This is a genomic window from Nocardioides sp. (assembly GCF_031422975.1).
Classification (GTDB): domain Bacteria; phylum Actinomycetota; class Actinomycetes; order Propionibacteriales; family Nocardioidaceae; genus Nocardioides.
This window is the reverse complement of sequence record NZ_JANPEO010000475.1, coordinates 1-5004: the sequence shown is the minus strand read 5'-3', so window position 1 is coordinate 5004 and position 5004 is coordinate 1. Positions and strand designations below refer to the sequence as shown.

The 5004-nt window shown below is 67.4% G+C and carries 3 protein-coding genes; 1 reads left to right on the top strand and 2 read right to left on the bottom strand.

Translation table 11 applies throughout. The features are described from left to right. Positions 1-408: 408 nt before the first annotated feature. Both RMO85_RS14225 and RMO85_RS14220 read right to left on the bottom strand, forming a co-directional pair. Positions 409-1335, bottom strand: a complete 927-nt coding sequence (locus RMO85_RS14225) for a hypothetical protein (RefSeq protein WP_310529382.1) — start codon at positions 1333-1335, stop codon at positions 409-411. Between the two features lie 138 nt (positions 1336-1473). Further along, positions 1474-2646: a hypothetical protein gene (locus tag RMO85_RS14220; RefSeq protein WP_310529381.1), complete on the bottom strand. Its 1173-nt coding sequence runs from the start codon at positions 2644-2646 to the stop codon at positions 1474-1476. A gap of 298 nt (positions 2647-2944) precedes the next feature. On the opposite strand from RMO85_RS14220, the gene RMO85_RS14215 reads away from it, so the two are divergent. Then, the coding region (locus tag RMO85_RS14215; protein ID WP_310529380.1) for a BTAD domain-containing putative transcriptional regulator at positions 2945-5004 on the top strand (2060 nt) is incomplete at its 3' end.

The window sequence follows — 5004 nt, the reverse complement described above, 5'->3', positions numbered from 1 at the left end:
GGTGGTGTCCTTCGGCATGAGTCCATCCTCGTTTCCAAACGATGGAGACTCCAACCAACCCAGGGCGATTCATTGCTTCGGTTCAGGAGTGCTTAGCCCACGTGTCCCCGGAAAATCGAGCCACGGTGGTTCCCACCGCCTGGGTTAGACCCATCAGTGTTCCCCGGTGCTGTCGAAGGCGCCCCCAAAGCGTCGTCTTGCTAGATGCCGTTAGGGCGTGCGTTCCAACTCGAACGACACGGGGCCGATCGTTCGGACGCACTTCGCCGGTTTCGAAGAAGAAGTACAGGCCCGCGCTCGGGCAGCGCCGCGACAAACGAGGATCTGTCAGCTGCTTGGGCCCGCCGATTCGCGTGGCGAGTTCTTCGAGGTGGACGTAGAACTGGTCCGTCGCCTCGGTCCGGCTGATCACGCGTCGAGCCTTTCTACGACCGTTCCCGGCGGATATTCGCCGCGCCCTTCGACGAAGGTCCGAAGCGCCATGCCCAGAGAGCGCGATACCGCAGACGCCCCACGTGTGCCTCGCAGCGTCACGAGGTGCGCGGTGCGTCCCAGAGCAAGATTCCACGGGGTCCGGCGGAGCACTTTGACGTAGTCGGTGGTGTGACTGGCCACCGCCACAATGTCGAGTCCCGATTCGGCGGCACGGTCTGCCAGCAACCGCTCCAGCAGGTCGCGCGGCCAGTCTCTGGTCCTCATGATGCGGTTGTAGTGGCCGATCACATCGCGTCCTTCCAACAGCCCGTAACCGCCGCTGAGAATGAGCAGCCGCTTGGCCGTAACCAGTTCTGACAGCACCGGAGCGGCGGCGCGGTACAAATGGCCGTCGTACCGCTGCCACGCTGGCATGACCAGGGATTCGTCGGCGCGCGAGTCAGGATCCGCAAGCACCGTCTGGCGTGCCTCGGCGAGACTCGCCCCGGCCGTCACTGGCGCATCCGTTCGACCTCCTTTCCTCTTTGATGCCGAGCAGGGAATGATGAAGAGGCAACGGCTCGGGTCGAGACCGTCCAGGACGGCCGCCGGCGCAAGGGTGACAGTCACCGAAGCGCTCGACACGGAGTGGCGCGGCCGAGTGATTGCCATCGAGGCGGCTCGCTCGGAGCCGGACCGCACGAACGTCACCCCGATGTCGGGCTCGATGTTTGTCGCTTCGTAGCCGGCGGCGCGCCAGGCACGCGTGTTCGGTCGGTCGCCATGCGACCACTGGGGATAGTGATCGACCGCAGAGCGCGGTAGTCCACCGACGATGGTGTCAAGCTCCTGCCAGGTCAGGCTGGCCTGCTCGTCGGCAGACAGGAGATACTCGGTCAGCAATCGCCATTGCGCGGGCATGTTGTCCCCTCACTCGTCCCAACGAAGAGCCTAAGGCTGTTTACCGAACCTGCCCAGCAACACAGACCCATGACGCAAAAGCGGCGAAGTGACGCAGGTTCAGAGGCGACGCGGACGCCGGTCGCCTTGGTCGCCCGGCTAGACCCGCGCAGGCACGGTGCGGTTATCTCGGTCACCGAGCCCGAGCTGCCCTTGGGCGTTGTATCCCCAGCACCACAGGGTGTGGTCGCTGCGGATGGCGCAGGTGTGGAGGGAGCCGCCGGCACTGACCGCTGCCCAGCCGACGCCGAGGCCGACCTGGGTGGGGACGGTCCGGTCAGTCGTATCGCCGACTCCGAGCTGGCCACTGTTGTTGAGCCCCCAGCACCACAGGGAGTGGTCCGGACGGGTTGCGCAGGTCTGCTTGTGACCCGCGCTGAGGCCGTACCAGTCGCTGGCGGTGCCGACCTGCGAGGGCGTCGTCCGATTGGTGGTGTCGCCGAGCCCGAGCTGGCCCACGCCGTTGTGTCCCCAACACCACAGGGTGTGGTCGGTGCGGGTGGCGCAGGTGTGGTATCCGTCCCCGGCACTGAGGTCTGCCCAGTCTGTGCGGGAGCCGACCTGGGTGGGGCTGCTCCGGTCCGTGAAGTCACCGAGCCCGAGCTGCCCTTGACCGTTGTATCCCCAACACCACAGGGTGTGGTCGGTGCGGGTGGCACAGGTGTGGGAATCGCCGGCTTTCACCATGGCCCAGTCGGTGCGAGTGCCGACCTGGGTGGGGCTGCTCCGGTCCGTAAGGTCACCGAGGCCTAGTTGCCCCGCGAAACTGCCTCCTCCCCAGCACCATAGGGTGTGGTCGCTGCGAATACCGCACGTGTGTGTGTAGCCGGCGGCGACGCCCGTCCAGTCGGTGCCGGCACCGACCTGGGTCGGGGCCTTCCGCTTGCCAGTCGGACCGAGGCCGAGCTGCCCGCCGCGGTCCGATCCCCAGCACCAGAGGCTGTGGTCGGTGCGGATGGCACAGGTGTGGTCGAAGCCGGTGGCCAGGCCGACCCAGTCGCTGGCGACGCCGACCTGGATGGGGCTGGTTCGCGTCTTAGCGTCTCCGAGTCCGAGCTGCCCGACGCTGTTGTCTCCCCAGCACCACAGGGTGTGATCGGGTCGAACACCGCAGGTGTAGAGGCCGCCGGCGCTGATCGTCGACCAGCCGGAGCCGGCTCCTTCGTGTGGTGCTTCTGCGGCGCCCACCGCCGCCGGTAGGGAAACGGCTATGAGCAATCCGCCCGCGACGGTCAAGCAGGTGGCTACGCCCGTGACGATCTGACGGGACATGGGCCGCCCAGCCTTGCCGAGCGTGTGACGGAGCGCTCGTCGGACGGGCAAGTAGAGGGCTGATCGCTTCATCGGAAGCTCCCTTTGCGTTGGGAAGGAGGTTTGTCGCGTCTTACCCCGTTGTCGCATGACACGGTTCCCCGCCGGTGTCTTGGCGGTAACCCGTCCCGGTATCTCTGGAGTAACTCCTCTGTTGACGGGCTCGGAGGAGGAGACGACAGTCGATGAGGTGAGCATCGGGGTGTTGGGGCCGCTGAACTGCAACGGCACGGCTGCCTTCGGTCGGCGCGACCGTGCCGTGCTGACGGCGCTCGCCATGTTTCTCGGGGAAGCGGTCAGCGGGGATCGGCTGTCTGACGCGGTCTGGGGGGATGTTCCGCCGGCCTCGTCCCACAAGGCGCTGCAGGGCTGCATGGTGCGGCTACGCAAGGCATTGGGCTCCGAGGCGATCGAGACGACCGCGCAGGGCTACCGCCTGGTGCTGCCCGCCGAGGAGATCGACTCTCGACGCTTTGAGCGGATGATGACTCGTAGCCGTGAACTCCTCGAGTTGGGTGAGCCCGAGCGCGCCGCCTACCTACTGGCGCAAGCACTGGACCTGTGGCGGGGCCGCGCCTTCGAGGAGATCGAGTCTTGGGATCAAGCCATCGTCGAGGCCAGCAGGCTTGAGGAGCTGCGGCTGGAGGCCGAGGAGCTGCGGGTGGAAGCCTGCCTCCGCACTGGGCGCCACCTGGCGGTACTCGCTGAGGCCGAGGGCATGGTGAGGGCGGCGCCGATGAGGGAGCGCCGCTGGAACTTGTTGGCATTGGCGCAGTACCAGGCGGGGCGACAAACCGAGGCACTCCGCACCCTTCATCGGATCAAGTTGCTGCTGGCGAACCACATGGGGTTGGATCCCGGCCCCGAACTCGAGGCGCTCGAAGAGGCCATGCTTCGGCACGACCCTTCGCTGGTAGCCGAGGGACTACTGCCGACCAGTGGCCGCTGTCCCTACCGCGGCCTACGGCCCTATGACGTCGACGACTCTGAGTCCTTCTTCGGCCGCGACGACGACGTCCAGACGTGTCTGAAGGTGTTGAACACTTGCAGCGTACTGGCCGTGGTGGGCCCGTCAGGTTGCGGCAAGTCGTCGCTGGTGCGCGCCGGGGTCGCTGCGGCCCTACGTCGCGATGCCCGGCCGGTCGTCGTGATCACCCCGGGCGAGCACCCGATGCAGTCACTTCCACCCGCGCCGAACCACCACACTCGATCGGTGCTCCTGGTCGACCAGACGGAGGAGGCCTTCTCACTATGTGACGACGAAACTGAGCGGGAGGCGTTCTTCGCCGCACTCATAGAGTGGGCCGAGCACCGGCCTCTCGTGCTGGCCATGCGCGCAGACCGGTTGGCCGAGGTCGCGGCCCATCCCGGGTTCGCGCGACTGCTCGAGCGTGGTCTGCACCTTCTGGGAGCGATGAGCGAGTCCGGCCTACGGGACGCGGTCGAAGCACCTGCGCGGCAGAGCGGTCTGCTGATCGAAGCCGGGCTCGTCGACCTGCTCGTCGGAGAGGTGGAGGGAGCGCCGGGGGCGTTGCCGCTACTCTCGCACGCCCTGATGGAGACGTGGAACCGACGGGAGGGCAACGTCCTGACCGTGGCAGGCTACGCCGCTACGGGCGGTATCCGCGGTGCGGTGGCGCAGTCCGCTGAGCGCGTCTATTCGGGTATCGACCCCGGTCAGCGACTGCTACTGCGCGACCTTGTCCTTCGGCTGGTGACGGCAGGCTCAGAGGGGGCAGCGGTGCGTAGTCGAGTCCCGAGGCGGCTCCTCTCGACTGACCCGGACCAAGCGCGCTTGATCGATCTCTTGGTCGCGTCTCGACTCGTGACCAGTGACGCCGGCGTCATCGAGATCGCGCACGAGGCCCTGGCGCACGCGTGGCCGCGTCTGCGCGCCTGGCTTGACGACGACATCGAGGGACAACGGATCCTGCACCACCTCAGCGTTGCGGCGGACGCGTGGGACTCGATGGGTCGCCCCGACAGCGAGCTCTACCGAGGCAGTCGAGCGACCCAGGCGCTGCAGTGGAAGGGCATCCGGGGTACCACCCTGACCGACACCGAGGTCGCCTTTCTCGAGGCCACTGAGCGGAGTGAGCAGTCCGAACAGCGAGCGGCAGCGGCTCGGTCCCGCGCTCAGGGACGCGTGATCCTTCGGCTGCGTGGGGTGCTTGCCGGCGCAGCCGTGCTGCTGATCGCCGCCCTGATCGCCGGAACGCTCGCCGTGCGCCAGGCCCACCGTGCCGACACCAACGCGGCTGCGGCGGCTGACGCTGCGCTCGCCGCGGACGCCCGGCGGGTGGCCGCCCGCGCGCTGGC

Coding starts and splice junctions, on each gene's coding strand:
- RMO85_RS14225 (WP_310529382.1), bottom strand. CDS start 1,335: ATGCCCGCGCAATGGCGATTGCTGACCGAGTATCTCCTGTCTGCCGAC.
- RMO85_RS14220 (WP_310529381.1), bottom strand. CDS start 2,646: ATGTCCCGTCAGATCGTCACGGGCGTAGCCACCTGCTTGACCGTCGCG.